Below are 22,897 nucleotides of genomic sequence, written 5' to 3' on the forward strand. Positions count from 1 at the left end.
TATTTAAGTTCGTCTGGGGAAATACTTGTTTAAAACTGAGAGAACGTTATATAACCAATTGCACTGGGACAGTGATGTAATGAAGCCGTGTTAGCTCACTTAAGTAAGCAACAGGGGGACAACGTCTGCTGGTAACATGCAGGTTGAAGAGTATAACGTTTATATTGCTGTCGTGGGGGGAGCATGAGCACGGGAAGCCCAATGATTACTTTGCGCCGAGCGGCGATCTGTATGATGTTAAGTTTGGGGTTGGCGGGTTGTTCGAGTAATAATCCAAATTCAGCGCCGATTAGTAGCGTAGATGGCAGTGGCTCTGTCACATCTGCTAGTCAGGGGAGTGGATCACAAGGGCGTATTGCTTACAATCGCAGTTATAACGCCATCCCCAAAGGGAGCTACAGCGGCAGTACTTATACTGTAAAACGGGGTGATACGCTGTTCTATATTGCCTGGATCACCGGGAGTGATTATCGTGATCTGGCCGAGCGTAATAATATCCCGCAACCCTATAATTTAGAGGTTGGCCAAACCATTCAGCTTGGTAATGGTTCTGCCAAGAGTAGTGGTGGCATGCTGGCCGCCACTGATGCAACAAGAGGCGGCGTACCGAAGCCACCTTCGAGCAGCCAGATACAAACAACAGCTGTTGATTCTCAGTCGACGAGCGCGTATTCTGACAACTCAAGTAAACAGAATGTAGGTAAAATGTTACCAGCATCAGGGGCTGTGGCGGTCGCTACCAGCACTGCTCCTGTTATCGCACCAACTGCGACAGTGCCAAGCAGTACCGCCAGTAATAGTGCACCAGTAAGTACTTGGAAATGGCCGACTAACGGTAAAATTATCGATAACTTTTCCTCAGCGGAAGGGGGAAATAAAGGTATCGATATTGGTGGTACCCGGGGGCAGCCTATCTTTGCTACCGCCGATGGCCGCGTAGTTTATGCGGGCAACGCTTTACGGGGTTATGGTAATCTGATAATCATTAAGCATAATGATGATTACTTGAGTGCTTATGCTCATAACGACACAATGCTGGTCCGGGAACAACAAGAAGTGAAAGCAGGACAAAAAATAGCAACAATGGGAAGCACCGGAACCAGTTCAGTACGCTTACATTTTGAAATTCGTTACAAGGGGAAGTCCGTAAACCCGCTGCGTTATCTTCCGCAGCGATAGATTGGGCAGAATGCACTCTGTTCTGCTCGTGTTATCACGGGTAGGAGCCGCCTTATGAGCCAAAATACGCTGAAAGTTAATGAGTTACACGATGAAGTAGATTTCGATGAGAATGCCACGGAGGCTGAGTCATTTGATGAACCTGAGCTGGAGGAAGAGACCAGTGAGGATGACTTGGCAGAAGATGAACTCTTGTCTCAAGGTGTTACCCAACGCGTATTGGATGCAACGCAGCTCTATCTGGGCGAAATCGGTTACTCTCCGCTGCTGACCGCAGAAGAGGAGGTCTATTTTGCACGGCGGGCACTGCGCGGAGATGTACCCGCGCGCCGCCGCATGATAGAAAGTAACTTGAGGCTGGTCGTGAAAATTGCTCGTCGTTATAGCAATCGTGGCCTGGCACTGTTGGATCTGATTGAAGAGGGGAACCTCGGTCTGATCCGTGCAGTGGAGAAGTTTGATCCAGAACGCGGTTTCCGTTTTTCCACCTATGCGACTTGGTGGATCCGTCAGACGATTGAACGGGCGATTATGAATCAAACCCGTACGATCCGTTTGCCGATCCACATCGTAAAAGAGTTGAATGTTTATTTGCGTACTGCACGTGAGCTCTCTCATAAACTGGACCATGAGCCCAGTGCTGAAGAGATTGCACAGCAGCTTGACAGATCGGTTGATGATGTTAACCGTATGTTGCGCTTAAATGAACGTATAACTTCGGTCGATACGCCGCTGGGTGGTGATTCTGAAAAAGCTCTGCTGGATATCTTGGCAGATGAGAAAGAGAATGGGCCAGAAGACACCACGCAAAACGATGATATTAAACAAAGTATCGTTAAGTGGTTGTTTGAATTGAACGCTAAACAGCGTGAGGTGTTGGCTCGTCGTTTCGGTTTGTTAGGTTATGAAGCGGCAACGCTGGAAGACGTGGGGCATGAAATTGGTTTAACCCGTGAGCGTGTTCGTCAAATCCAAGTTGAGGGTTTACGGCGCTTACGTGAAATCCTGCAGATGCAGGGCTTGAGTATTGAAGCTCTGTTCCGCGAATAAATACAGTGACATCAAAATAGAAACGGTGAGTATGATGCTCACCGTTTTTTTTGGGCTCTTAACACACTAAGCACTAGCAAGGTCTTTGGGGCGCTAGAAAGGTGTTCGGGGCCGTGATGCTCTATACGCCATCAGTGAAAGCACCATAGTTAAAGCGTCATAGTGAAAAGCTGGGCTCAGACCAGTTTTTTTAACTGATAGATCCATTCCAACGCCTGGCGAGGTGACAGGGTATCCGGGTCTAACTTTTCCAATGCCTCGACGGCGGGAGAGACCTCTTCATTCAGTAACGTCATTTGGGTGGCGTCTATCGTCCCAGTCGCTGTTTGGCTAGAAATCATCTCCAATTCGCGCAATTTCTGACGAGCGCGTTTGATCACATCCCGGGGAACTCCCGCCAATGCAGCCACGGCCAAGCCGTAGCTTTTACTGGCTGCCCCCTCTTGCACACTGTGCATAAAGGCGATGGTATCGCCGTGTTCCAGTGCATCCAGGTGAACATTGACCACACCTTCCATTTTCTCTGGCAGGGTGGTTAGCTCAAAATAGTGGGTAGCAAACAGTGTCATGGCTTTGATTCGGTTAGCCAGGTTTTCAGCGCAAGCCCAAGCCAGAGAAAGACCGTCGTAAGTGGAAGTGCCTCGGCCAATTTCGTCCATTAGTACCAGGCTGTTTTCGGTCGCGTTGTGCAGAATATTGGCGGTTTCAGTCATTTCCACCATAAACGTGGATCGGCCAGAGGCCAGATCATCAGCGGCCCCAACCCGGGTAAAAATGCGATCGACTGGGCCGATAATCGCTTTGGTTGCCGGTACAAAACTACCGATATGTGCCATCAGGACAATCAATGCTGTTTGGCGCATATAGGTACTTTTACCCCCCATATTCGGGCCAGTAATGATTAACATGCGGCGTTGCGGCGAGAGTGAAACCGGGTTGGCTATAAAGGGTTCACTCAAGACTTGCTCTACCACCGGGTGACGCCCCTCGGTAAGGTGAATACCCGGTTGTTCGCTAATGGTCGGGCAAGCATAGTTCATTGTTTCAGCCCGCTCTGCCAGGTTAGCCAAAACATCCAGTTCAGCTAGCGCGCCAGCGCTTTGTTGCAATGTTTCAAGATGGGGTAACAGCAGGTCAAACAGCTCTTCATAGAGCCCTTTCTCGATAGCTAGTGCTTTCCCCTTCGAAGTGAGCACTTTGTCTTCGTACTCTTTCAGCTCAGGGATGATGTAGCGCTCAGCATTTTTCAGTGTTTGGCGACGAACATAGTGGATGGGCACCAAGTGACTTTGCCCTCGACTCACCTGGATATAATAACCGTGAACGCCATTAAAGCCGACTTTCAGCGTATCCAAGCCCAGCTTCTCACGTTCACGCACCTCTAACCGATCCAAATAGTCACTGGCGCCATCTGCCAAGGCACGCCATTCATCCAACTCGGTGTTATAGCCGCTGGCGATCACACCGCCATCACGTACCAACACCGGTGGCGTTTCAACAATGGCGCGTTCCAGTAGCGCTTGTAATTCGTCAAACTGACCAATTTGTGACAACAGCTGCTGCACATAAGGTGTTGCCGAGTTTTCCAGCACTGCGCGGATACTGGGTAACTGTTGAAACGCATGGCGCATACGGGCCAAATCCCGCGGACGGGCGGTTCGCAGTGCCAGGCGAGCAAGAATACGCTCCTGATCACCCACTTGCCGTAGTGGTGGCTGCAAATCTGCATAGAGATCCTGCAGTGCGGCGATGGCTTGCTGGCGTTGGTGAAGCACGACACTATCGCGCGTTGGCATATGTAACCAACGTTTTAGCATGCGGCTACCCATTGGCGTGACGGTACGGTCAAGAATGGCCGCCAGGGTATTTTCACTGCTACCAGAAAGGCTTTGGGTGATCTCCAGATTGCGGCGGGTCGCTGCATCCATAATGATCCCATCTTGCTGGCGCTCCATGGTAATAGTACGAATATGGGGCAGTGAAGTTCGCTGGGTATCTTTAACATATTGCAGCAGACAACCAGCGGCACGCAGTGCTTGGTGCGCTTGCTCCACACCAAAACCACTTAGATCGCGGGTGCCAAATTGCAGATTTAATTGCTGGCGCGCCGTTTCTAGTTCAAATTCCCACAGTGGGCGGCGGCGCAGACCATGACGTGATTCAATTAGCGCCATCTGCTCAAAGGTTTCTGGGTAGAGCAGTTCAGCAGGATTGGTGCGCTGTAATTCGGCAGCCATCGTTTCCAGGTCTTCAGGTTCGGCAATGCGGAAACGCCCAGAACTGAGGTCCAGGGTGGCATAACCAAAACCGCGGCCATCTTGCCAGATAGCCGCCAGCAAGTTATCTTGCCGCTCCTGCAACAAGGCCTCGTCAGTGATGGTGCCCGGGGTAACGATGCGCACCACTTTGCGTTCAACCGGGCCTTTACTGGTGGCAGGGTCGCCAATCTGTTCACAGATTGCTACTGATTCCCCTTGCTGAACCAGCTTGGCAAGATAATTTTCTACCGCGTGGTAGGGGACACCGGCCATGGGAATGGGCTCACCTGCTGAAGCACCTCGCTTGGTTAGTGAGATATCCAACAACTGAGAAGCGCGTTTGGCATCGTCATAAAACAGCTCGTAGAAATCCCCCATGCGGTAAAACAGCAGGATCTCCGGATGCTGTGCTTTAAGACGCAAATACTGCTGCATCATTGGTGTATGGCCGGTGAAGTCCGTATCAAATGACTCTTTCATATTTGAGGAAACTCGCTTAATCAGTCTGTTGTGTTCTCAGCTAGGTCGGGTGAACATGGCGGCGTAGATTTGAATCAATCAGTGATATCTCATGCTAAACCGTGTTAGGGCATGTTTTATACCCAATCCGCAACCAAAGGCGAATCTTATCACTGATAATCATCGTCATTCACCCACAGGTTTACTACCGCAATCTCTGTCTTGATTGTTCACCGCTTGAGGTTATCAGAACAACACGAGGTTATGTGCCTGATTTTGAAATTATTGCCCAACCCCGCGAGGCAACCCGCAGTTTTGTCCAGAGCAGATGAGATGGCCATTTTCATTCAAGCTGGAGTTAGACCTGCATATATGATTGCCATGTTTGATGCTGAATAACAGTTCTGTAGCCATCGTGGTCAACAAATGTTCGGCCATGATTATCCCAATAAGGGTTAAAAGCGGGAATGCATAAAAACCCTGCTTCAATCATGTTATCGCAAACTGTTTGCCACTCAATGTCATCGGGGATATACAAAACCAAAAGATCTTCTACGGAAGGGATGGGGGAGGTCGGATGGTCAAGACAAGCGGTAAATTCCAGATGCCATGGAATATCGGCGCGTCCTAGCATATAGCCGCTGAACCCGCTGTGATTTTCAAACCCCCCTATTTTTTGCAGGTTCAATCCACGGCAATACATTTCACAACTTTTATCCAGATTGGTGACAGGGCGGGCAATTCGCAGATGATAAAAATTCATGTTATGGCCCCAAGGTTAATTGCTAATGAAATTTTTTTAGTTTGTGAGTTTTAACGCCATTCTTGGCAAAAATTTATCCATTTGGGGATATCAAGTGGGGTCGAGCACCGGATAATGACCCGTTTGTGAACGGGTCATTATCACTGACAGCCTTACTTCTCCGGCATGGTGCCTATGTTCTCATCAATGCGTTGGATCATATAAGGGAAGAAGGGGTTAGAGGAGAGACGCATTAGCGAATCCAGCCCGACCACCAGAACGGCACGTTCCCCTCGAGCAGCAAAAGTACCCAAGCTGATACCATATTGATTGCGCGGATCCGGGTAGCGCCCATATAGCGAATCACTTAGAGGGAAGGGGAGCGCCACGTGTGACAGTGAGAAAATATCTGGCAAATAGGTGATACCCAGCGCTTCTCTGGTTTCTGCGGTTTGCCCTGCTGCCACGGTACGGGCTTCCGTATCGGTGGTCTCTGAGGTCACGTTAGTGACAATGGTCGCCTTATAGTTGCGTGGTGGTGCAGGTAACAACCGAGGCAGTGCAGTATAGGAAGTGGTTCTGAGCAGCGGACCGAAAGCCACGGCCTGGTTCAAATCGAACAGGACCACTTCGCTACCATTGGCTGGCAGGTGGTTGTACAGTGAAGTAATTACCGCGCGGGTACTGACCGTCGAGTCCATCACGGATTGGAATGTCAGTATCGGTGGTAATTCATTCATCTTGTTATTGCGTGAATCGGTGGCGATCTGATTTTGCAATACTTGAGTCAGTTGGAAAGATTGACGTGCAGCATTCACCGGAAACGAGTTGAACTTGAATGGGTTGAACTCAGGCACAATCCCTAACCAGGCTGCCTTGGCAAAAGCGGGGAAAATGGCAGGCCAACCAGCAAATCCAGCAAAACGGGCAAAACTGGTTACACCAATCATCGGGGAGATCAGTACCACACGTTGCGGTTTTGCCAGCGTCGGATCGTCAAGGGTATCCAGGGTATATTTCATCGCCAGTGCACCACCGTTGGAAAATCCAACGATATGTAGCGGGACATCATCACCAGCAAGACGTTTAGCTTCACGGACGGCTAGGCGGGTCGCGGCCAGCCAGTCCTCCCACGCGACATCAGTCAGGGCTCCAGGCACGGTGCCATGGGCCGGTAAACGAATACCCACTGCTGCATAGCCATACTGACGGTAATTATTAGCAATATGCCGCAGGCTATAAGGGGTATCGGTCAAGCCATGCAACAACACCACCACACCCTTTGGTTTGCCTTCCGGCATCATGGTGTAGGAACGGTTCCAGTTAGTGGCAAATTTTTCGGGGTAGATTGGGCTACCAGAATAGTAGCGATTCAGTGGTGTTTGTTTACTGCTGTCCAGTTTGTCAGTCACATTCAGTTTTACTTCTTTGAATAGATTGTCTTCAACCTTAAGGTAGTCAGCCCAACTGGCTTTGTCGATTTCACTGGCGCGCATTTCATGTGGAACGAAGGTGTGCCAAAGTTGCAGCGATGGCCCACGTTGGGTGTCATAAATACGCCCGGCTAGTGCCCCGATGAGTAACAGCACCATCAGCAGGACAATTCGTTTAATCCATTTGATAAACATTTAACGCTAACTCCGTTTTTTTATTGTAATGAACGAGCCGGATCACTCGCGATTATTCCGTAAGGCAGGATCACTTTGCTATCCTGAACCATCATATACCTGTCATCATTCAAGCGGCAGGGGGATTGAGTTGCTCCATGATATTGAGCTGATGGGCCTGCGCAACGACTGCTACTGCGCGAATCGGCTGGAAATCACCTCCTTGTGATTTTTGTGGGCGATAACTTGCATCAACCAGATCAAAATTGTGGCGTATAGCTCAGACGGTTAACGCGGTGATACGGTAGTGGTACTGCCATTAGTCACCAGGGCGACACGTTGGCCAACACGAAACTGCGTTGAACCTTGCGCCTGAACCACCACGATGTTGACGCCATCATCACGACGGACTTCTAGCTCGACACCCGCACTGCGATTCATGGCACCTTGCACATTTGAACCTACCATGGCACCACCCACGGCTCCTGCTCCGGTTGCCAGATTGCGCCCAGAACCGCCACCCACGGTATTACCCAGCAGCCCACCCACCACAGCACCACCTATAGCTCCAGCAGTATTATTACCGTTGCCACCTTGGATAGTCACAGGACGCACTGTTACCAAAGTGCCATAAGTCACGATATGAGCCTGCCTGGCTTGTGATGCAGTAAACGTATCGCCAGAAGAGGTCTGGTTAGTGGCACACCCACTAAGAACAGCAACAGCAATAGCAATGCCAACGATTGTTTTAGTCATATAAACTCCAAACAGGTTGATTTTACCAAGGAACAATGATTGCTCCGTTAGTAGTTAGTATGGCAGCAACTTGATTTTATTCAGGTAGCATAAGAAAAAATTATATCAGGGTGTCAGTATAAAGACTCGGATTTTTCGTATGTTATCGGGCGTTTTTTTGTTGGACTGACCGCTTTTATTGATGGCGTGTTATTGCTTAATTAATTGATTATAAAATAAAAAATAGGAATGATGGGATGAGGTGGTTTTCGCGCCACGCTAGGATTTCGATAGGTAAAATAATTGGCGTAGCAGGCAGTAGGTTCATAGCTGCCTGCCATTAGGGTTAGCAGCCTCTGGGGGGATGATGAACCTCATCCGTAAGGTTCATTAGACCGATTGATCATTCACCCGCCAACTTAAACTCACGCTAGTTCTTGAATGATAATGGGCACTTAGCGACATCCGCGGCCACTATTCATACCCCCTCCGCCCATTCCACCCATTCCACCCATACCTCCTCGGTGACCCATGGCAGGGAGACCGGCTTTGGCCAATTCAGTATCTAAGGCAACACGTTGCTGATACAGCTGGTCATGTAGCGCAGAAATTTCTTTGCTGACCGCTAACGCTTTCTGTTCATCAAGGGGCTTACTGGTTAAAAGCGCATTGTATTCAGCTTTCTTGGCGATCAGTTGTTGGCGCAAATTAACCGTTTTAAGCTGGAAGTCATTAAATGCTTTCTGACGGATGGTCTGTTGCTCAGGCGTCAGGTTCGCCATATAGCCGGGTTGATAACCTGCACCTTGGTTCATACCTTGTTGATTGGCCATATTTTGCCCACGGTTACCATTTTGTGCCATTGCAGCCTGACTTAACCCTGCCAACATGGCGATAGAAATGATAGCGGCCAAAGAAGCTTTTTTCAGTTTCATGATTTATTCCTTCTGTTGAGTACCAATGATTATCAAGGGATGCATTTGCATGCGTGTTACAACATGTATTGCAACACGCGTGCCATGATCAGACTGGCATAGGAATTGTATGGTTATAGCGTCGTTATTGATGGCGGTTTTGCTAGGCAAGCAGCGTTATAAAGGGAAGTTCAGTGATAGTCTGACGGCAAGAATAAACATGAGCCACAGGGCAATCGCTCCTTGCCAGGCGATTACTTCAAAGAAAGTGGGTAATTTTTACTCGTAATATGGCTAGCATGGGTAATATTTACCCATTGAGCCCCTTAGGGGAAGAGGCGCTAATGGCAACAGAATTTAAAAATAAGTTGAAGTTATTGGCGACGCTGCCCGGCTGGATGGTGATGGGGTCACTGCTAATGTTAGTCGCGATCATCATCACATTGGCTTTTAAAGATCTACAGCGTGGGCGAGATATTGAGCTGCAGACATTGCGTGAAAAAAGTGCGGTATTGATTCGCTCTTTTGAATCTGGAGCGCGGGCCGGGATGGGGATGCGTTGGCACCAGGATCAGCGACAGACTCTGCTGGAAGAGATGGCCTATCAGCCAGGGGTGCTCTATATCGCGATGACAGATGGTAGCGGGCGTATCCTGGCACATAGTGATCCTCAACGCATTGGTAGTCAGTTGTATACCCCACAACAGCTCGCTGCACTTAACGTAACGGGTTCAGAACAGTGGCATATGACGACGTTGGTCAATTCGCAACATAATCCACAGAATGCTTTTGAGGCCTATCGTTTTTTCAAACCATTAAGGGGGAATAATGGGCGTGCGGGTCATATGATGAATGGGCGCCACCTGGCGCAGAGAGAGGTTAATGAACTTAAAGATGACCAGCAATCGATCATTTTTGTTGCTTTTGATACTGCGGCGCTGGATGCCGCTCAAGAAAGGGGGATGCGGAATACCGTTATCCTGCTGACGATTTTATTATTACTCAGTGTGGTCAGTCTACTTGCGCTGTTCTTGGCCCGGCGTTATCAACGTTCTAACCAGCAATTGCAGGCTTCAAAGGCTTTTGCCAGCGAGATTATCAGCAATTTACCAATTGGCCTGATTACCACCAATGAACAACACCAAATCCGAGTAGTGAACCCGGTGGCTGAGCGTATGCTAGGGTATGATGCAGTAGGTTTGGTTGGTCAGAAAAGCCAGCAGGCCCTGCCCATCGAGTGGAACCAGTGGGTGGAAAAAAATGCTCAAGGGCTAGCGGTTATTGAGCAGGAAATGGAGTACCGATTGCCTGACGGGCAGATGTTGCCGTTGAGTGTTAGTGTGACCAATATCCTCAGCCAGCAGGGGCATTTTCTAGGAAACGTTTTTATCTTTCGTGATTTGCGAGAAGTACGCCAACTGCAAGAGGAAATTCGCCGTAAAGAAAAACTGGCTGCGATTGGGGATTTAGCTGCCGGTGTGGCTCACGAGATCCGTAATCCACTCTCTTCGATTAAAGGCTTTGCCTGTTATTTTGCCGCCCGTTCATTGCCGGGAAGTGAGGAGCAAGAGCTTGCCAACGTCATGGCGAAAGAAGTAGACCGTCTTAATCGGGTGATTAGCGAATTGTTGGCATTGGTACGTCCTAGCGATTTATGCCTGAAACCGACAGACATTAATGCCGTGATTGAGCATTCATTGTTATTAATTCATCAGGATGCGCAGCAAAAAAACATCACTCTACGCTACCGTTGTCATAGCCCATTACCCAGTGTGGAGATCGATCCTGATCATTTCACTCAAGCGTTGTTGAATTTATACCTCAATGCTATTCAGGCAATGGGAACTGAAGGTGTGCTTGAAGTCGGGGTTGAAACGGTGGGTGATAGGGAACTACATATTACCGTGAGTGATTCAGGGCGTGGTATACCACCAGATGAACTGGCAAAAATCTTTAACCCCTATTTTACCACTAAAGCGACGGGAACTGGCCTAGGGTTGACGATAGTGCAAAAAGTGATTGAGGAGCACCAAGGGACGATCTCGGTGACCAGCCATCCCCAATTGGGCACCTGTTTTGAAATGATTATCCCGCTCAAACATAAAGAACAGTAGGGAAAATATATGGTAACGCCTTGCGCACAAATTCTTCTGGTAGAGGATGACCTCAGTCATTGCACGATTTTACAGGCATTGATGACGGGGTGGGGATATCGAGTCAGTGTGGCTCATCATGGTCTCGAGGCGGTCGAGAAAGTGAAAAGTCAGCCGTTTGATCTGGTATTGAGTGATGTACGCATGGCTGAAATGGATGGAATCGCACTACTCAAGGTCATCAAGGCTTACAATCCTGCGATACCCATATTGATTATGACGGCTTATTCTAATGTTGAGTCTGCGGTGGAGGCGATTAAAGCCGGTGCTTATGATTATCTCACCAAGCCGTTGGATTTCGACATGCTGCGGTTGACGCTTGAGCGAGCACTGGAACATACCTCACTGAAAACTGAGAATCTCGCGTTGAAGCAACGTTTACTGTTTGATGATCAGAATATGATCGGCCGCAGCAAACCCATGCGCCAGTTGATGGAGATGATTGCCATGATTGCCCCTTCTGAGGCGACTGTGTTAATCAGCGGTGAATCGGGTACAGGTAAAGAGTTAATCGCCAAAGTCGTGCATGCGAATAGTCTGCGTAAGGAACAGCCGTTAGTCAGTGTCAACTGTGCTGCATTGAGTGAATCTCTTTTGGAGTCAGAGCTGTTTGGTCATGAGAAAGGGGCTTTCACTGGGGCCGATAAGCGTCGCGAAGGGCGTTTTATGGTGGCTAATGGCGGCACTTTGTTTCTGGATGAGATTGGCGAGATTTCACCATTGATGCAGGTGAAATTGCTGAGAGCCATTCAGGAACGAGAGATCCAGCGGGTGGGTAGTAACCAAACATTATCGGTGGATGTGCGCTTAATTGCCGCCACTAATAGGGACCTGTTGGCTGATGTGGAAGCAGGTAAATTTCGCCAGGATCTTTACTACCGGCTGAATGTGGTGACGGTGGAACTCCCACCATTACGTCAACGTGGGGAAGATATTCCTTTGCTGGCGATGCATTTTCTGACCAAGTTTGCCGAGCGTAATCGCAAGAAGGTGAAAGGCTTTACACCGCAAGCCATGGATCTACTGGTGAAATACCCCTGGCCAGGTAATGTTCGTGAGCTTGAGAATAGCATTGAGCGGGGGGTGATCCTGCTAACAGGGGATTTTATTAGTGAAAAAGAGTTGCCGCTGAGCATTAGCCAGTGCGCGGAGCCACTGCCTATTCAGTCTGAAAAACAGCTGTTAATTCAACCACTGGAACAGTTAGAGAAAGAGGCGATTTTAGCTGCATTGGAAAAGACGGCAGGTAACAAAACTGAAGCGGCCAGGCAGTTGGGTATTACCCGCAAAACATTATTAGCCAAATTGCATAAATAGGAGAGCGGCCTGATGTGACTCAAGTTATTGGGGGGCATAAAGTCCCATCCTTGGGGCAGATATCATTCCGTGATGAATGGCGTTTGGCGGTATAATGGCACCCGCACCAATCAGGCGACGCTTAGGCGAGAAACTCTACTCTGCCGCCATTTAAGTGGTACATACTGCCAACAATCTTTATTTTCCCTTCATCTTCCAGCTTTTTCAGTACCGGGCTGTTTTTGCGAATATCTTCAATGGTCATTTGAACGTTGGTTTTGGCGACAGCATCGACAAAGTCATAATTGCTACCGGTACGCTCTCCTTTATACTCGGTTTTATCGATAGCGGGTTTGATCTTGTGGAGCAGGGATGTCAGGTTACCCAGTTCGGCATGATCAATTGCGCCTTTAACCGCACCGCAGGCAGTATGGCCCATAACCAGTACCACTTTGGCCCCTGCAACGGCACAAGCAAACTCCATACTTCCGAGAATATCAGTATTTTGAATATTACCGGCAACCCGAGCATTAAAGGTTTCGCCGATACCAACATCTAGCAGGATCTCTGCAGGAGCACGTGAGTCAATACAACTTAAAATTACTGCAGCGGGAAATTGCCCATGCTGGCTGGCTTGCTTTTGAGCAACATAATCATGTTGCTGCATTTTTCCCTCACGAAATCTGATATTACCTTTTTTAAAGCTATCAATGATTTCATCCGGTGTCATTTTATCGCGTTCTTCTTTGGTCATCGCGGCGGAAAAGGCTACAGACGGCAGGGTAATGCCGGCAATTCCGGTGATGGCTAATGCAGAAACGGCTGCAGTACGTTTTAATAGCGTGCGGCGCGATGGTTCAGGTAACAGATGCTTACTCATAATGCCTCTCGTGTTATTTAGAGTATACGGTGATCTGATAAGCAGCAGTGATCTTGGCTGCAACAGTAACGATTTTGCCGATAAAAAAAGGAGATGATTTATCCCCTAATACGAATTAATTATAGTGCGCTCACTGGGTGAGTATGGTAATTCCTCAATCATTTTAGTGGATTATGGCAATATAATATCCCGCTAAGATTATTTTTCTCACTATTTAATGTCATATTGGTGGAAAGTGAATCATTCCTTAGTTTGAATTGTGATGTAGGTTGGGTTTGTGACGTTCAATTGGCGAGCTGAGTCGCTTGGTCGAGTGCATATTCCTATTTGTCGATGTTGGACAATGTTCTAACATAGTAGGTATCCCTTTTACTTGGTTTATATGGATATCCAATGCGCTGCCTGGTCACCTTTTTACCTCTTTTTTCTTTACTGGCTGCTTGCAGCAGTCAACCTAAGCCTGTTGCAGAACCTGTTGTTCCTGCTAATAACTCGATTTCACAAAGTGGTTTTGTGCTAGCACCGCAACATGCCATACATCCATTAAGTGGTGATTTTGCTGATAATCCGGCGACGGCGCGTTTTATTGACAAAATGGTGCGCGAGCATGGTTTTGAGCGCCAGCAATTGCATGATGTTTTGGCACAGGCTCGTCAATTGGATTGGGTTGTGACTCTGATGGATAAACAAGCGCCTGTTGGTCAACCATCAACTCGTCCAAATGGTGCCTGGATCCGTTATCGCAGCAAATTTATAACGCCGGACAATATCCAAAAAGGCGTCATGTTCTGGAATCAGCATGAAGCAACACTACAGCGTGCTGAGCAAGTTTATGGTGTATCACCGGAAATTATTGTTGGCATAATAGGAGTAGAAACCGGTTGGGGCCGGGTAATGGGTAAAACTCGCATTATTGATGCCTTGGCGACATTGTCGTTTAACTATCCGCGTCGTGCTGAATACTTTAGTGGTGAGTTAGAAACTTTCTTGCTGATGGCACGTGCAGAAGGTGATGATCCGCTTTCTTTGCAAGGCTCTTACGCGGGGGCGATGGGATATGGTCAATTTATGCCGTCGTCATTTAAACGTTACGCGGTTGATTTTAATGGCGATGGTCACATAAACCTCTGGGATCCGGTGGATGCTATTGGCAGCGTAGCGAATTATTTTAAATCTCACGGTTGGACGCATGGCGCAACAGTCGCCGTTCCAGCCAGCGGCCAAGCACCGGGGCTGGACTTCGGGTTTAAGACAAAATACTCGGTTGCTACATTGGCGGCGGCTGGCTTGACGCCTCGCGGGTCATTGGAAGGAAATCAGCAAGCCAGCCTGTTGCGTCTGGATATGGGCAACCGATATGAATATTGGTACGGATTACCTAATTTTTACACCATTACTCGCTATAACCACAGTGTCCACTACGCTATGGCGGTATGGCAATTAGGCGAGGCCGTTGGCCGAGCGCGGCGTGGGCATTGAGCCCAATGAATTTTGCCTTTAATGGCCTGCTCTTTTAGCAGGCCTCACTGCTCAAGTGGGGTCTGTTTTGTCGTCGTTATTGTTTCGTGAATGATTGGCTCATTAAAGGTTGGTTGTGATGACGGAGAAAGTGGTGCGTTGGATTGGCTGCCTGGCATCGCGCAATGGGGTACTGGTGCATCCGGCACCCCTTGAGAGCCCGCTTTTGGCGTATTTTTGCCGCAGGTCATAATCAACATGCCGCATACAGCGATAAAGGCGTAGAGGATATTGCCGTCCAAAAACGGGATAAGTGCCCCCACGATTAATGGCCCAATACTGGCTCCGACGCCAAATGCCATCAGCAGGCAAGCAGCAAGCGAAACACGACGCTTTGGTTCTATTAGGTCATTGGCGAGAGCCACTGCCAATGGATAAAGCGTGAATTGCAGCATGCTGACAATAAAGCCAAGCATCAGCAGCATATGAAAATCAATTTGTGGTAGCAGTGCTAGCGGTAAGGCGGCAATAATCAATAAAAATGCGTTAATCTGCATAAGTCTGGTTCGATTATAGTGGTCTGACAACCAACTTAGCGGAAGCTGCGCCACCAATCCGGCAAAAATAGCAATGGCCATAAATAGGCCGGTTTGTTGGGTACTCAGTCCCTGTTTACTGGTATAAACCGGTGCTAGCCCATAAAAGGCCCCTACTGCCATGCCGATGAACAACATCGCTGCCAGTACTCTGGGGATGGCGCTGACAAAATAGCGTAGTTCCATAGGGGCTGGTGACAGGTGGCGTGCATTAGTGCGGGTAGTCAGCGCGATGGGGACCAGACAGAGGGAAAAACACAACGCGATCAGCAATAGCGTACTGATGCCCAGGCTCGTTTGCAGCATCAGGACGAGTTGCCCTAGTGACATGCCAAGGTAAGATGCCGCCATATAAAACCCGAATACCATACCACGTTGATTGGACTCGGATTGATCATTCAGCCAGCTCTCTAAAACCATGTACTGACACATCATGCATAGGCCAATAATCAGCCGCAATACGACCCATACTGGAATGTATTCCGTCAAACCATGGGCCAGTACGGCGGCGGTAATGATACCCGCACAGGAAACATAAGCTCGGATGTGACCCACTCGGGCAATCAGAAAGTGCCCCACCTTGCCGCCGATCACCAGGCCAAGATAGTTGGCTGCAACAATGGCACCAATCAAAGTACCACTGACATTGATAGAGGCTAGTCGCAAGGATATATAGGTTGTCAGTAACCCTGCGCCCAGTAGCATTAACAACGTGGTGGTATACAGTGGAAAGAATACCCCTAATGTTTTTTTCACTCAGCCTTCCTGTTTTTGCTCAAGCGCAACCCATTATAGAGTGGGCTGGCGGGTCTGTTTCCACATTAATTTATCCTTGGAACCTTTCAAGCTGCAGCGATATTGGCTGCGTTATATCAGCCTGACATTTAGAACGGTAGTTTGAAACGGCATTCCTGCGAAGCATTATGCATTTCTTTAACAGAGTCACCAGCAGTGCTTGATAAATGTTACAATCAGGCACATATATCCCTGTCTTTGCAAGCGCTGAACAACACTTTGCAACTTGAATAATGACCGGGTTATCCCCTGATTCTCCAAGGAGCGATGATGAGTGAGAACCAACTACATAAGCTCAGTATTACTGTTGGGCAGAGATTAAAACACCGTGGCCAGTGGATCACTTGTGCCGAGTCTTGCACGGGGGGAGGCATAGCCAAGGCGATTACTGATATTGCCGGTAGCTCAGCCTATTTTGACCGTGGTTTTGTCACCTATAGCAATACGGCCAAACACGAATTGTTAGGGGTAGAAAAAGAAACCTTAGAGGTTTATGGCGCGGTCAGTGAACAGGTGGTATGCGAGATGGCGCTGGGTGCTTTATCTGCCGCCAAGGCTGACCTTGCGCTTTCTGTCAGTGGTATTGCTGGTCCGGATGGGGGCAGTGAGCAAAAACCGGTTGGTACGGTCTGGTTTGGTTTCGCTGAACGTGGTGGTCGGGTACTGGCGTGTAGGAAACAATTTGCTGGCGATCGTGATGCGGTCCGCTTGCAAGCAACGATTTTCTCGCTGCAAAGAGTACTTGAGGAATTTTTGCAAAATTAACCTTGATACTGTATGAGCATACAGTATAATTAGATGCATTCCCTGCTTAACCTATTCCCTGGTTGTAGTAACGTTCAGCTAGCAGTCGTAGGTGGTAATAGGTAGCAGTAACTGAACTAATCCCTAGCAGCTTGAATGGCGACGGGTATACATTCTGTGGCGATGTGGGTCAACCCGACATGGCAAAAAAGGAGCAAAAATGGCTATTGATGAGAACAAACAAAAGGCGTTAGCTGCGGCACTGGGCCAGATTGAGAAACAGTTCGGCAAAGGCTCCATCATGCGTTTGGGTGAAGACCGTTCTATGGACGTAGAAACGATCTCCACTGGTTCTCTGTCACTTGATATTGCATTGGGTGCAGGTGGTCTGCCGATGGGCCGTATCGTCGAGATTTATGGCCCAGAATCATCAGGTAAGACAACCTTGACCTTGCAAGTGATTGCCTCTGCTCAGCGCGAAGGGAAAACCTGTGCGTTTATTGATGCCGAGCATGCGTTGGACCCAATTTATGCCAAGAAGCTGGGTGTGGATATCGACAATTTGCTTTGTTCCCAGCCAGATACCGGTGAACAAGCCCTGGAAATCTGTGATGCATTGACTCGCTCTGGTGCGGTTGATGTCATCATTGTCGACTCGGTGGCGGCCTTGACACCAAAAGCGGAAATTGAGGGTGAAATCGGTGACTCACATATGGGCTTGGCGGCTCGTATGATGAGCCAGGCAATGCGTAAGTTGGCCGGTAATTTAAAGAATGCCAACACTCTGCTGATCTTTATAAACCAGATCCGTATGAAGATTGGTGTGATGTTTGGTAACCCGGAAACCACTACCGGTGGTAACGCACTAAAATTCTATGCTTCTGTCCGCCTGGATATCCGCCGTATTGGTGCGATCAAAGAAGGTGACGAGGTGGTCGGCAGCGAAACCCGGGTAAAAGTAGTGAAGAACAAGGTTGCCGCACCGTTTAAACAAGCTGAATTCCAAATCCTCTATGGTGAAGGGATCAACAGTTGTGGCGAATTGGTCGATCTGGGTGTTAAACACAAAATGATCGAAAAAGCCGGTGCCTGGTACAGTTACAACGGTGAAAAGATTGGCCAGGGTAAGGCTAATGCCTGTAACTTCCTGAAAGAAAACACTGCAATTGCTACTGAGCTGGATAAGAGATTGCGTGATTTGCTGTTGCACAACAATGGCGTGCCGGTGTTAGCTCATGCTAATACGGTAGTGGTAGACGACAATGAGGCAGAAACCAGCGAAGAGTTTTAATTCTGGCTGGTCGTTATGCTCAAGTTGTATATAGCTGCTCAATAGATCTTCACTCGTCCCTGACTGCGTTACGTAGTCAGGGCGCCTGAAACTGCTAACAATATTATTATTGTTTGACTCAGTGTCGTTTGACGCGGTGTTGTTTGAGTCAATATTGTTTGACGCAATATTGCTTGAAGTCGCGGGAGAGAGTAGATGAATGAAGTTACTCCCCAACTTTTCGATAAGAAAGAAAATATATTAATAAGCAGAGTGATGCGCTGGTTATCACAGCGAGATCACAGTGAAGCTGAACTGCGTCGCAAACTTGCGGTGCCGCCAGGTGTAGAAAACCTCAGGTTTGGTGCGGCCAAACGTCCCGTTGAACCGACAGCTCCCATTGACCCCGCAATGATCGAACGGCTGATAGCCTATTGTTATCAACATAATTGGCTGGACGATCGGCGTTTTGCCGATAGCTTTATCGCCAGCCGTAGCCGTAAGGGATATGGTGCACAACGTATCGTCTCAGAACTTGTACAAAAAGGTGTTGAGAAGGAAATTGTGCAAGCTGCATTGGCTGAATGCCCAATCGACTGGTGTGAATTGGCCAGGAAGGTTGCGCTGCATAAATTTGGTGATCCACTACCAGTAGAGTGGAAAGAGAAGGCCAAAGTGTTGCGTTATTTGCTCTATCGAGGTTTCTTTCAAGAAGAAATTCAGTCAATTTACCGTGATTTTGTCTGATCTGCGCACTCGGTATTTTACTTCCAACTGAAGAAAATTTATCTTATCCCCACATTTAGTTCGTGAACCCGATGAAAGCGTCTGGGTGTTGTTCCTCTGGTTCACGCATCATTCTCTAGTCTTTCCAGGAAAATTATGAGCAAGAGTACCGCTGAGATCCGTCAAGCGTTTCTCGATTTCTTTCATAGTAAAGGTCATCAGGTTGTAGCAAGCAGCTCTCTGGTTCCTAACAATGATCCGACATTGCTGTTTACCAATGCCGGAATGAACCAATTCAAGGATGTTTTCCTGGGATTGGACAAACGAGCTTACTCCCGTGCAACCACGTCACAACGTTGTGTGCGTGCTGGTGGTAAGCATAACGATCTAGAAAATGTGGGTTACACCGCTCGCCACCACACTTTCTTTGAGATGTTGGGCAACTTCAGCTTTGGCGATTACTTCAAGCATGACGCTATCAGCTATGCATGGGAACTGTTAACGGGTGAAAACTGGTTCAACCTACCAAAAGAGAAGTTGTGGGTAACAGTCTATGAGACTGATGACGAAGCTTTCGATATCTGGCAAAAACAGATTGGGGTGCCTGCAGAGCGTATTATCCGTATTGGTGATAATAAAGGGGCACCTTTTGCCTCTGACAACTTCTGGCAGATGGGCGATACCGGGCCATGTGGTCCTTGTACTGAGATCTTTTTTGATCACGGTGATCATCTCTGGGGAGGACCTCCTGGTAGCCCAGAGGAAGATGGCGATCGTTATATTGAGATCTGGAATGTCGTGTTCATGCAGTTCAATCGCCAGTCCGATGGCACCATGCTGCCGCTGCCTAAGCCTTCTGTGGATACGGGCATGGGGCTCGAGCGTATTGCCGCGGTATTGCAGCATGTGAATTCTAACTACGATATTGATTTGTTCAGTACCCTGATTGCGGCGGTAGCCAAACTGACTGACGCCACTGATCTTGGCAACAAATCCTTGCGGGTTATCGCTGATCATATCCGTTCATGTGCATTTCTGATTGCCGATGGTGTCATTCCTTCAAATGAAAATCGGGGTTATGTGCTGCGCCGTATCATTCGTCGCGCGATCCGTCACGGTAATATGCTGGGTGCGAAAGAGACCTTCTTCTATAAACTTGTTGCTCCGTTGATTGAAGTCATGGGGCCTGCCGCTGATGAGTTGAAGCGACAGCAGGCACAAGTCGAGCAGGTTTTGAAAACCGAAGAGGAGCAATTTGCTCGTACTTTGGAACGTGGTTTGACGCTGTTGGATGATGAGTTGGCTAAGCTGCAAGGGGATACCCTGGATGGCGAAACGGTATTCCGTTTGTATGATACTTACGGCTTCCCAGCAGATCTTACTGCTGATGTTTGCCGGGAGCGTGGTCTGAAGATTGACGAAGCTGGTTTTGAACTGGCGATGGAAGCTCAGCGCCGCCGTGCTCGTGAATCGAGCGGTTTTGGTGCGGACTACAACAGTATGATCCGCATTGACGGTGCCAGTAAATTTAATGGCTATGAGCATGTAGAGCAACTGGCGAAAGTAACGGCACTATTCCGTGATGGTAAACCCGTCGATGAGCTTAAGGCCGGTGAAGAAGCGGTCGTGGTATTAGATGAAACGCCATTCTACGCAGAGTCAGGTGGTCAGGTTGGCGACAAGGGCGTGCTGAAAGCAGCGGGTCTTGAATTTGTCGTGAGTGACACACAGAAATATGGTCAAGCTATTGGGCATCTGGGCAAATTGCTCTCCGGCTCGCTGAAATTGAATCAGGGGGTTGATGCGCTGGTCGATAGCGCACGCCGCAATTGCATTCGTCTGAACCATTCGGCAACTCATCTGTTACATGCGGCCTTGCGCCAGGTCTTGGGTGAGCACGTGGCGCAGAAAGGTTCATTGGTTAATGATAAGTATCTACGTTTCGATTTTTCACATTCTGAAGCCATGAAGCCAGAAGAAATTCGTGCGGTAGAAGATCTGGTTAACCAGCAAGTTCGCGGTAATTTACTTATACAGACCGAAGTCATGGCGCTGGATGATGCCAAGCAAAAGGGTGCGATGGCGCTGTTTGGCGAGAAGTACGATGAGCATGTTCGCGTGCTAACCATGGGGGATTTCTCTACTGAGCTGTGTGGTGGCACCCATGCGAGTCGTACGGGGGACATTGGCTTATTCCGGATTCAGAGTGAGTCTGGTACTGCCGCAGGCATTCGCCGTATCGAAGCGGTGTCCGGGGAAAGGGCGATAGCTACCCTACACCAGCAAAGTGATTTGTTACAAAATATTGCAAATCTGGTGAAAGGTGATAGTAATAACCTGAGCGATAAAGTTCGTGCAGTGCTTGATCGTACCCGTGCTTTGGAAAAAGAACTGCAGCAGTTGAAAGATCAACAAGCCGCCTTAGAAAGTGCTTCTCTGTCGAGCAAAGCGAAACTGGTTAGTGGCGTCAAGTTGCTGGTTAGCCAGTTGGATAATGTTGAGCCGAAGATATTACGTACTATGGTCGACGACCTTAAAAATCAACTGGGTTCGGCGATCATCGTATTGGCAACGCATGACGAAGGTAAAGTCAGCCTAATCGCGGGCGTAACCAAAGATCTGACGGACCGGGTTAAAGCGGGTGACCTAGTGGGTCATGTTGCTCAACAAGTCGGTGGTAAAGGTGGTGGCCGCCCGGATATGGCAATGGCAGGGGGAAGCGATATCAGTGGCCTTCCTGCGGCTTTAAACAGTATAGAAGCCTGGGTGGTTTCAAAACTGTGACTATAAAAAATTAGTATCAATAAATGCCATAACGTATTGTATGATATGGCATTTATTAGCGTGCTAACGCAATGTTGTTATAATTATCGGCACAAAGTTTTTTAGGTTGGCTAAACTTATTCATTAGTCTGGTGTGATAGCAAGTCTATGCCCAAGTTCATTTAAGTTATAGGTAGAAGGCAAAGGTATATATCCCAGTAGGTTTTCGTAATCTATTGATTTATTGGATTAAATCAATCTTGAGCTGAGGCGAGTGTGACTTGCGATAGTTCTGGTTGGGACTTATGGATGAGGTTAATAACTAAGCACAGATAACTTCTCGGTACCTTACATGATAATGGGTATATTTACATTTATTGTTGTCCATTGACTTACGTTTTCACTGTATATCATGGATAATAGCCGGGAAACTGAGTGACCCGACTCTTTTAATCTTTCAAGGAGCAAAGAATGTTAATTCTGACTCGTCGAGTTGGTGAAACCCTCATGATTGGTGATGAGGTCACAGTTACTGTGCTAGGTGTTAAGGGCAACCAAGTCCGTATTGGTGTGAATGCACCCAAAGAGGTGTCCGTCCACCGGGAAGAAATCTATCAGCGTATCCAGGCCGAAAAGTCTCAACCGACGACTTATTGATTTCTCAATAGCGTCTCGTTAAATAGCGAGACGCTCTCCCTCCCCCCTCTTCAAATATTTCTCCTGATAACCTTTACGTTCTGACTCATTTTTTTGTCTGAGATCACCTGATGAGAGGGTGAATACGTGCTTTTTTTGCCGTCAAATCATCCATCTTGGCTGTGATTTGTGCAAACGCACATCAGTTAGGAAAAATTGTTTGACTTATAAGTCGGGGAAAGTAATATGTGCGCCACGCAGTGCCAATGTGCTTCTCTAAAAAGCAGATCAGGCACAATTCGAAAGAAGCGAGTGGTGAGGTGGCCGAGAGGCTGAAGGCGCTCCCCTGCTAAGGGAGTATGCGGTTAATAGCTGCATCCGGGGTTCGAATCCCCGCCTCACCGCCATTTGCATCCATAGCTCAGCTGGATAGAGTACTCGGCTACGAACCGAGCGGTCGGAGGTTCGAATCCTCCTGGATGCACCATTTTAGCCACATGGTCGTGTTATCAAGGTTGACCCTGGGGTATCAGCAGTATCAGTAATAGTTCTATGCATCCATAGCTCAGCTGGATAGAGTACTCGGCTACGAACCGAGCGGTCGGAGGTTCGAATCCTCCTGGATGCACCATTTTA

17 protein-coding genes and 3 tRNA genes are annotated in these 22,897 nt (G+C 48.3%); 13 read left to right on the forward strand and 7 right to left on the reverse strand.

Annotated features, from left to right (window positions below; genetic code table 11):
* Positions 1–201 precede the first annotated feature (201 nt).
* Both nlpD and rpoS read left to right on the forward strand, forming a co-directional pair.
* Complete coding sequence (gene nlpD / locus IO95_RS14795; RefSeq protein WP_023491771.1) at positions 202–1,179, forward strand: murein hydrolase activator NlpD; 978 nt, start codon at positions 202–204, stop codon at positions 1,177–1,179.
* Positions 1,180–1,233: 54 nt separating this feature from the next.
* Positions 1,234–2,229: an RNA polymerase sigma factor RpoS gene (rpoS, locus tag IO95_RS14800; RefSeq protein WP_023491770.1), complete on the forward strand. Its 996-nt coding sequence runs from the start codon at positions 1,234–1,236 to the stop codon at positions 2,227–2,229.
* Positions 2,230–2,405: 176 nt separating this feature from the next.
* On the opposite strand, the gene mutS is transcribed toward rpoS, so the two are convergent.
* The 5 genes from mutS to IO95_RS14825 form a co-directional block, all read right to left on the reverse strand.
* The gene (gene mutS / locus IO95_RS14805) at positions 2,406–4,967 is read right to left on the reverse strand and encodes a DNA mismatch repair protein MutS (protein WP_023491769.1); all 2,562 of its coding nucleotides are present in this window, start codon (positions 4,965–4,967) and stop codon (positions 2,406–2,408) included.
* A gap of 337 nt (positions 4,968–5,304) precedes the next feature.
* Positions 5,305–5,709 (reverse strand): hypothetical protein, encoded by a 405-nt coding sequence (locus IO95_RS14810; RefSeq protein ID WP_023491768.1) that lies wholly within the window; start codon positions 5,707–5,709, stop codon positions 5,305–5,307.
* A 152-nt stretch (positions 5,710–5,861) separates the two neighbouring features.
* Positions 5,862–7,316 carry a carboxylesterase gene (locus IO95_RS14815; RefSeq protein ID WP_023491767.1) on the reverse strand — a complete coding sequence of 485 codons (1,455 nt, stop codon included), beginning with the start codon at positions 7,314–7,316 and terminating at the stop codon, positions 5,862–5,864.
* Positions 7,317–7,583: 267 nt separating this feature from the next.
* Positions 7,584–8,051: a glycine zipper 2TM domain-containing protein gene (locus IO95_RS14820; protein WP_023491766.1), complete on the reverse strand. Its 468-nt coding sequence runs from the start codon at positions 8,049–8,051 to the stop codon at positions 7,584–7,586.
* A 434-nt stretch (positions 8,052–8,485) separates the two neighbouring features.
* Positions 8,486–8,965, reverse strand: coding sequence for a periplasmic heavy metal sensor (locus tag IO95_RS14825; RefSeq protein WP_023491765.1), 480 nt, complete (start codon positions 8,963–8,965; stop codon positions 8,486–8,488).
* 323 nt (positions 8,966–9,288) lie between these two features.
* Here IO95_RS14825 and IO95_RS14830 point away from each other — a divergent pair, with 323 nt between their 5' ends.
* Positions 9,289–11,058 carry an ATP-binding protein gene (locus IO95_RS14830; protein WP_037385967.1) on the forward strand — a complete coding sequence of 590 codons (1,770 nt, stop codon included), beginning with the start codon at positions 9,289–9,291 and terminating at the stop codon, positions 11,056–11,058.
* Between the two features lie 9 nt (positions 11,059–11,067).
* Positions 11,068–12,414: a sigma-54-dependent Fis family transcriptional regulator gene (locus tag IO95_RS14835; RefSeq protein WP_037385942.1), complete on the forward strand. Its 1,347-nt coding sequence runs from the start codon at positions 11,068–11,070 to the stop codon at positions 12,412–12,414.
* A gap of 121 nt (positions 12,415–12,535) precedes the next feature.
* Here the strand turns inward: IO95_RS14835 and IO95_RS14840 are convergent, their stop codons facing one another.
* A complete protein-coding gene (locus tag IO95_RS14840; RefSeq protein WP_023490584.1) occupies positions 12,536–13,273 on the reverse strand; it encodes a carbonic anhydrase in 738 nt (245 codons plus the stop codon).
* A 393-nt stretch (positions 13,274–13,666) separates the two neighbouring features.
* On the opposite strand from IO95_RS14840, the gene mltB reads away from it, so the two are divergent.
* The gene (gene mltB / locus IO95_RS14845) at positions 13,667–14,752 is read left to right on the forward strand and encodes a lytic murein transglycosylase B (RefSeq protein ID WP_023492761.1); all 1,086 of its coding nucleotides are present in this window, start codon (positions 13,667–13,669) and stop codon (positions 14,750–14,752) included.
* Between the two features lie 44 nt (positions 14,753–14,796).
* Here the strand turns inward: mltB and IO95_RS14850 are convergent, their stop codons facing one another.
* Entirely contained in the window at positions 14,797–16,083 is a 1,287-nt protein-coding gene (locus IO95_RS14850) for an MFS transporter (RefSeq protein ID WP_023492760.1), read from the reverse strand.
* A gap of 309 nt (positions 16,084–16,392) precedes the next feature.
* Here IO95_RS14850 and pncC point away from each other — a divergent pair, with 309 nt between their 5' ends.
* The 8 genes from pncC to IO95_RS14890 all read left to right on the forward strand — a co-directional run bounded on the left by pncC (position 16,393) and on the right by IO95_RS14890 (position 22,892).
* Positions 16,393–16,887, forward strand: a complete 495-nt coding sequence (pncC, locus tag IO95_RS14855) for a nicotinamide-nucleotide amidase (RefSeq protein WP_023492756.1) — start codon at positions 16,393–16,395, stop codon at positions 16,885–16,887.
* A gap of 199 nt (positions 16,888–17,086) precedes the next feature.
* The gene (recA, locus tag IO95_RS14860) at positions 17,087–18,157 is read left to right on the forward strand and encodes a recombinase RecA (protein WP_023492757.1); all 1,071 of its coding nucleotides are present in this window, start codon (positions 17,087–17,089) and stop codon (positions 18,155–18,157) included.
* Positions 18,158–18,352: 195 nt separating this feature from the next.
* The gene (gene recX / locus IO95_RS14865) at positions 18,353–18,883 is read left to right on the forward strand and encodes a recombination regulator RecX (protein ID WP_023492758.1); all 531 of its coding nucleotides are present in this window, start codon (positions 18,353–18,355) and stop codon (positions 18,881–18,883) included.
* Positions 18,884–19,018: 135 nt separating this feature from the next.
* Complete coding sequence (gene alaS, locus IO95_RS14870; RefSeq protein WP_023492759.1) at positions 19,019–21,646, forward strand: alanine--tRNA ligase; 2,628 nt, start codon at positions 19,019–19,021, stop codon at positions 21,644–21,646.
* A gap of 450 nt (positions 21,647–22,096) precedes the next feature.
* On the forward strand, positions 22,097–22,282 hold the full coding sequence (gene csrA, locus IO95_RS14875) for a carbon storage regulator CsrA (RefSeq protein ID WP_002209449.1): 186 nt from the start codon (positions 22,097–22,099) through the stop codon (positions 22,280–22,282).
* Between the two features lie 293 nt (positions 22,283–22,575).
* Positions 22,576–22,668, forward strand: a tRNA-Ser gene (locus tag IO95_RS14880).
* 3 nt (positions 22,669–22,671) lie between these two features.
* Positions 22,672–22,748 (forward strand) — tRNA-Arg (locus IO95_RS14885).
* A 67-nt stretch (positions 22,749–22,815) separates the two neighbouring features.
* Positions 22,816–22,892, forward strand: a tRNA-Arg gene (locus IO95_RS14890).
* Positions 22,893–22,897 lie beyond the last annotated feature (5 nt).

The organism is Serratia sp. DD3 (assembly GCF_000496755.2).

What these genes read in the sequence shown, in the direction of transcription:
- nlpD (WP_023491771.1), top strand. Translation starts at nt 202, where the DNA reads ATGATTACTTTGCGCCGAGCGGCGATCTGTATGATGTTAAGTTTGGGG.
- rpoS (WP_023491770.1), top strand. Translation starts at nt 1,234, where the DNA reads ATGAGCCAAAATACGCTGAAAGTTAATGAGTTACACGATGAAGTAGAT.
- mutS (WP_023491769.1), bottom strand. Translation starts at nt 4,967, where the DNA reads ATGAAAGAGTCATTTGATACGGACTTCACCGGCCATACACCAATGATG.
- IO95_RS14810 (WP_023491768.1), bottom strand. Translation starts at nt 5,709, where the DNA reads ATGAATTTTTATCATCTGCGAATTGCCCGCCCTGTCACCAATCTGGAT.
- IO95_RS14815 (WP_023491767.1), bottom strand. Translation starts at nt 7,316, where the DNA reads ATGTTTATCAAATGGATTAAACGAATTGTCCTGCTGATGGTGCTGTTA.
- IO95_RS14820 (WP_023491766.1), bottom strand. Translation starts at nt 8,051, where the DNA reads ATGACTAAAACAATCGTTGGCATTGCTATTGCTGTTGCTGTTCTTAGT.
- IO95_RS14825 (WP_023491765.1), bottom strand. Translation starts at nt 8,965, where the DNA reads ATGAAACTGAAAAAAGCTTCTTTGGCCGCTATCATTTCTATCGCCATG.
- IO95_RS14830 (WP_037385967.1), top strand. Translation starts at nt 9,289, where the DNA reads ATGGCAACAGAATTTAAAAATAAGTTGAAGTTATTGGCGACGCTGCCC.
- IO95_RS14835 (WP_037385942.1), top strand. Translation starts at nt 11,068, where the DNA reads ATGGTAACGCCTTGCGCACAAATTCTTCTGGTAGAGGATGACCTCAGT.
- IO95_RS14840 (WP_023490584.1), bottom strand. Translation starts at nt 13,273, where the DNA reads ATGAGTAAGCATCTGTTACCTGAACCATCGCGCCGCACGCTATTAAAA.
- mltB (WP_023492761.1), top strand. Translation starts at nt 13,667, where the DNA reads ATGCGCTGCCTGGTCACCTTTTTACCTCTTTTTTCTTTACTGGCTGCT.
- pncC (WP_023492756.1), top strand. Translation starts at nt 16,393, where the DNA reads ATGAGTGAGAACCAACTACATAAGCTCAGTATTACTGTTGGGCAGAGA.
- recA (WP_023492757.1), top strand. Translation starts at nt 17,087, where the DNA reads ATGGCTATTGATGAGAACAAACAAAAGGCGTTAGCTGCGGCACTGGGC.
- recX (WP_023492758.1), top strand. Translation starts at nt 18,353, where the DNA reads ATGAATGAAGTTACTCCCCAACTTTTCGATAAGAAAGAAAATATATTA.
- alaS (WP_023492759.1), top strand. Translation starts at nt 19,019, where the DNA reads ATGAGCAAGAGTACCGCTGAGATCCGTCAAGCGTTTCTCGATTTCTTT.
- csrA (WP_002209449.1), top strand. Translation starts at nt 22,097, where the DNA reads ATGTTAATTCTGACTCGTCGAGTTGGTGAAACCCTCATGATTGGTGAT.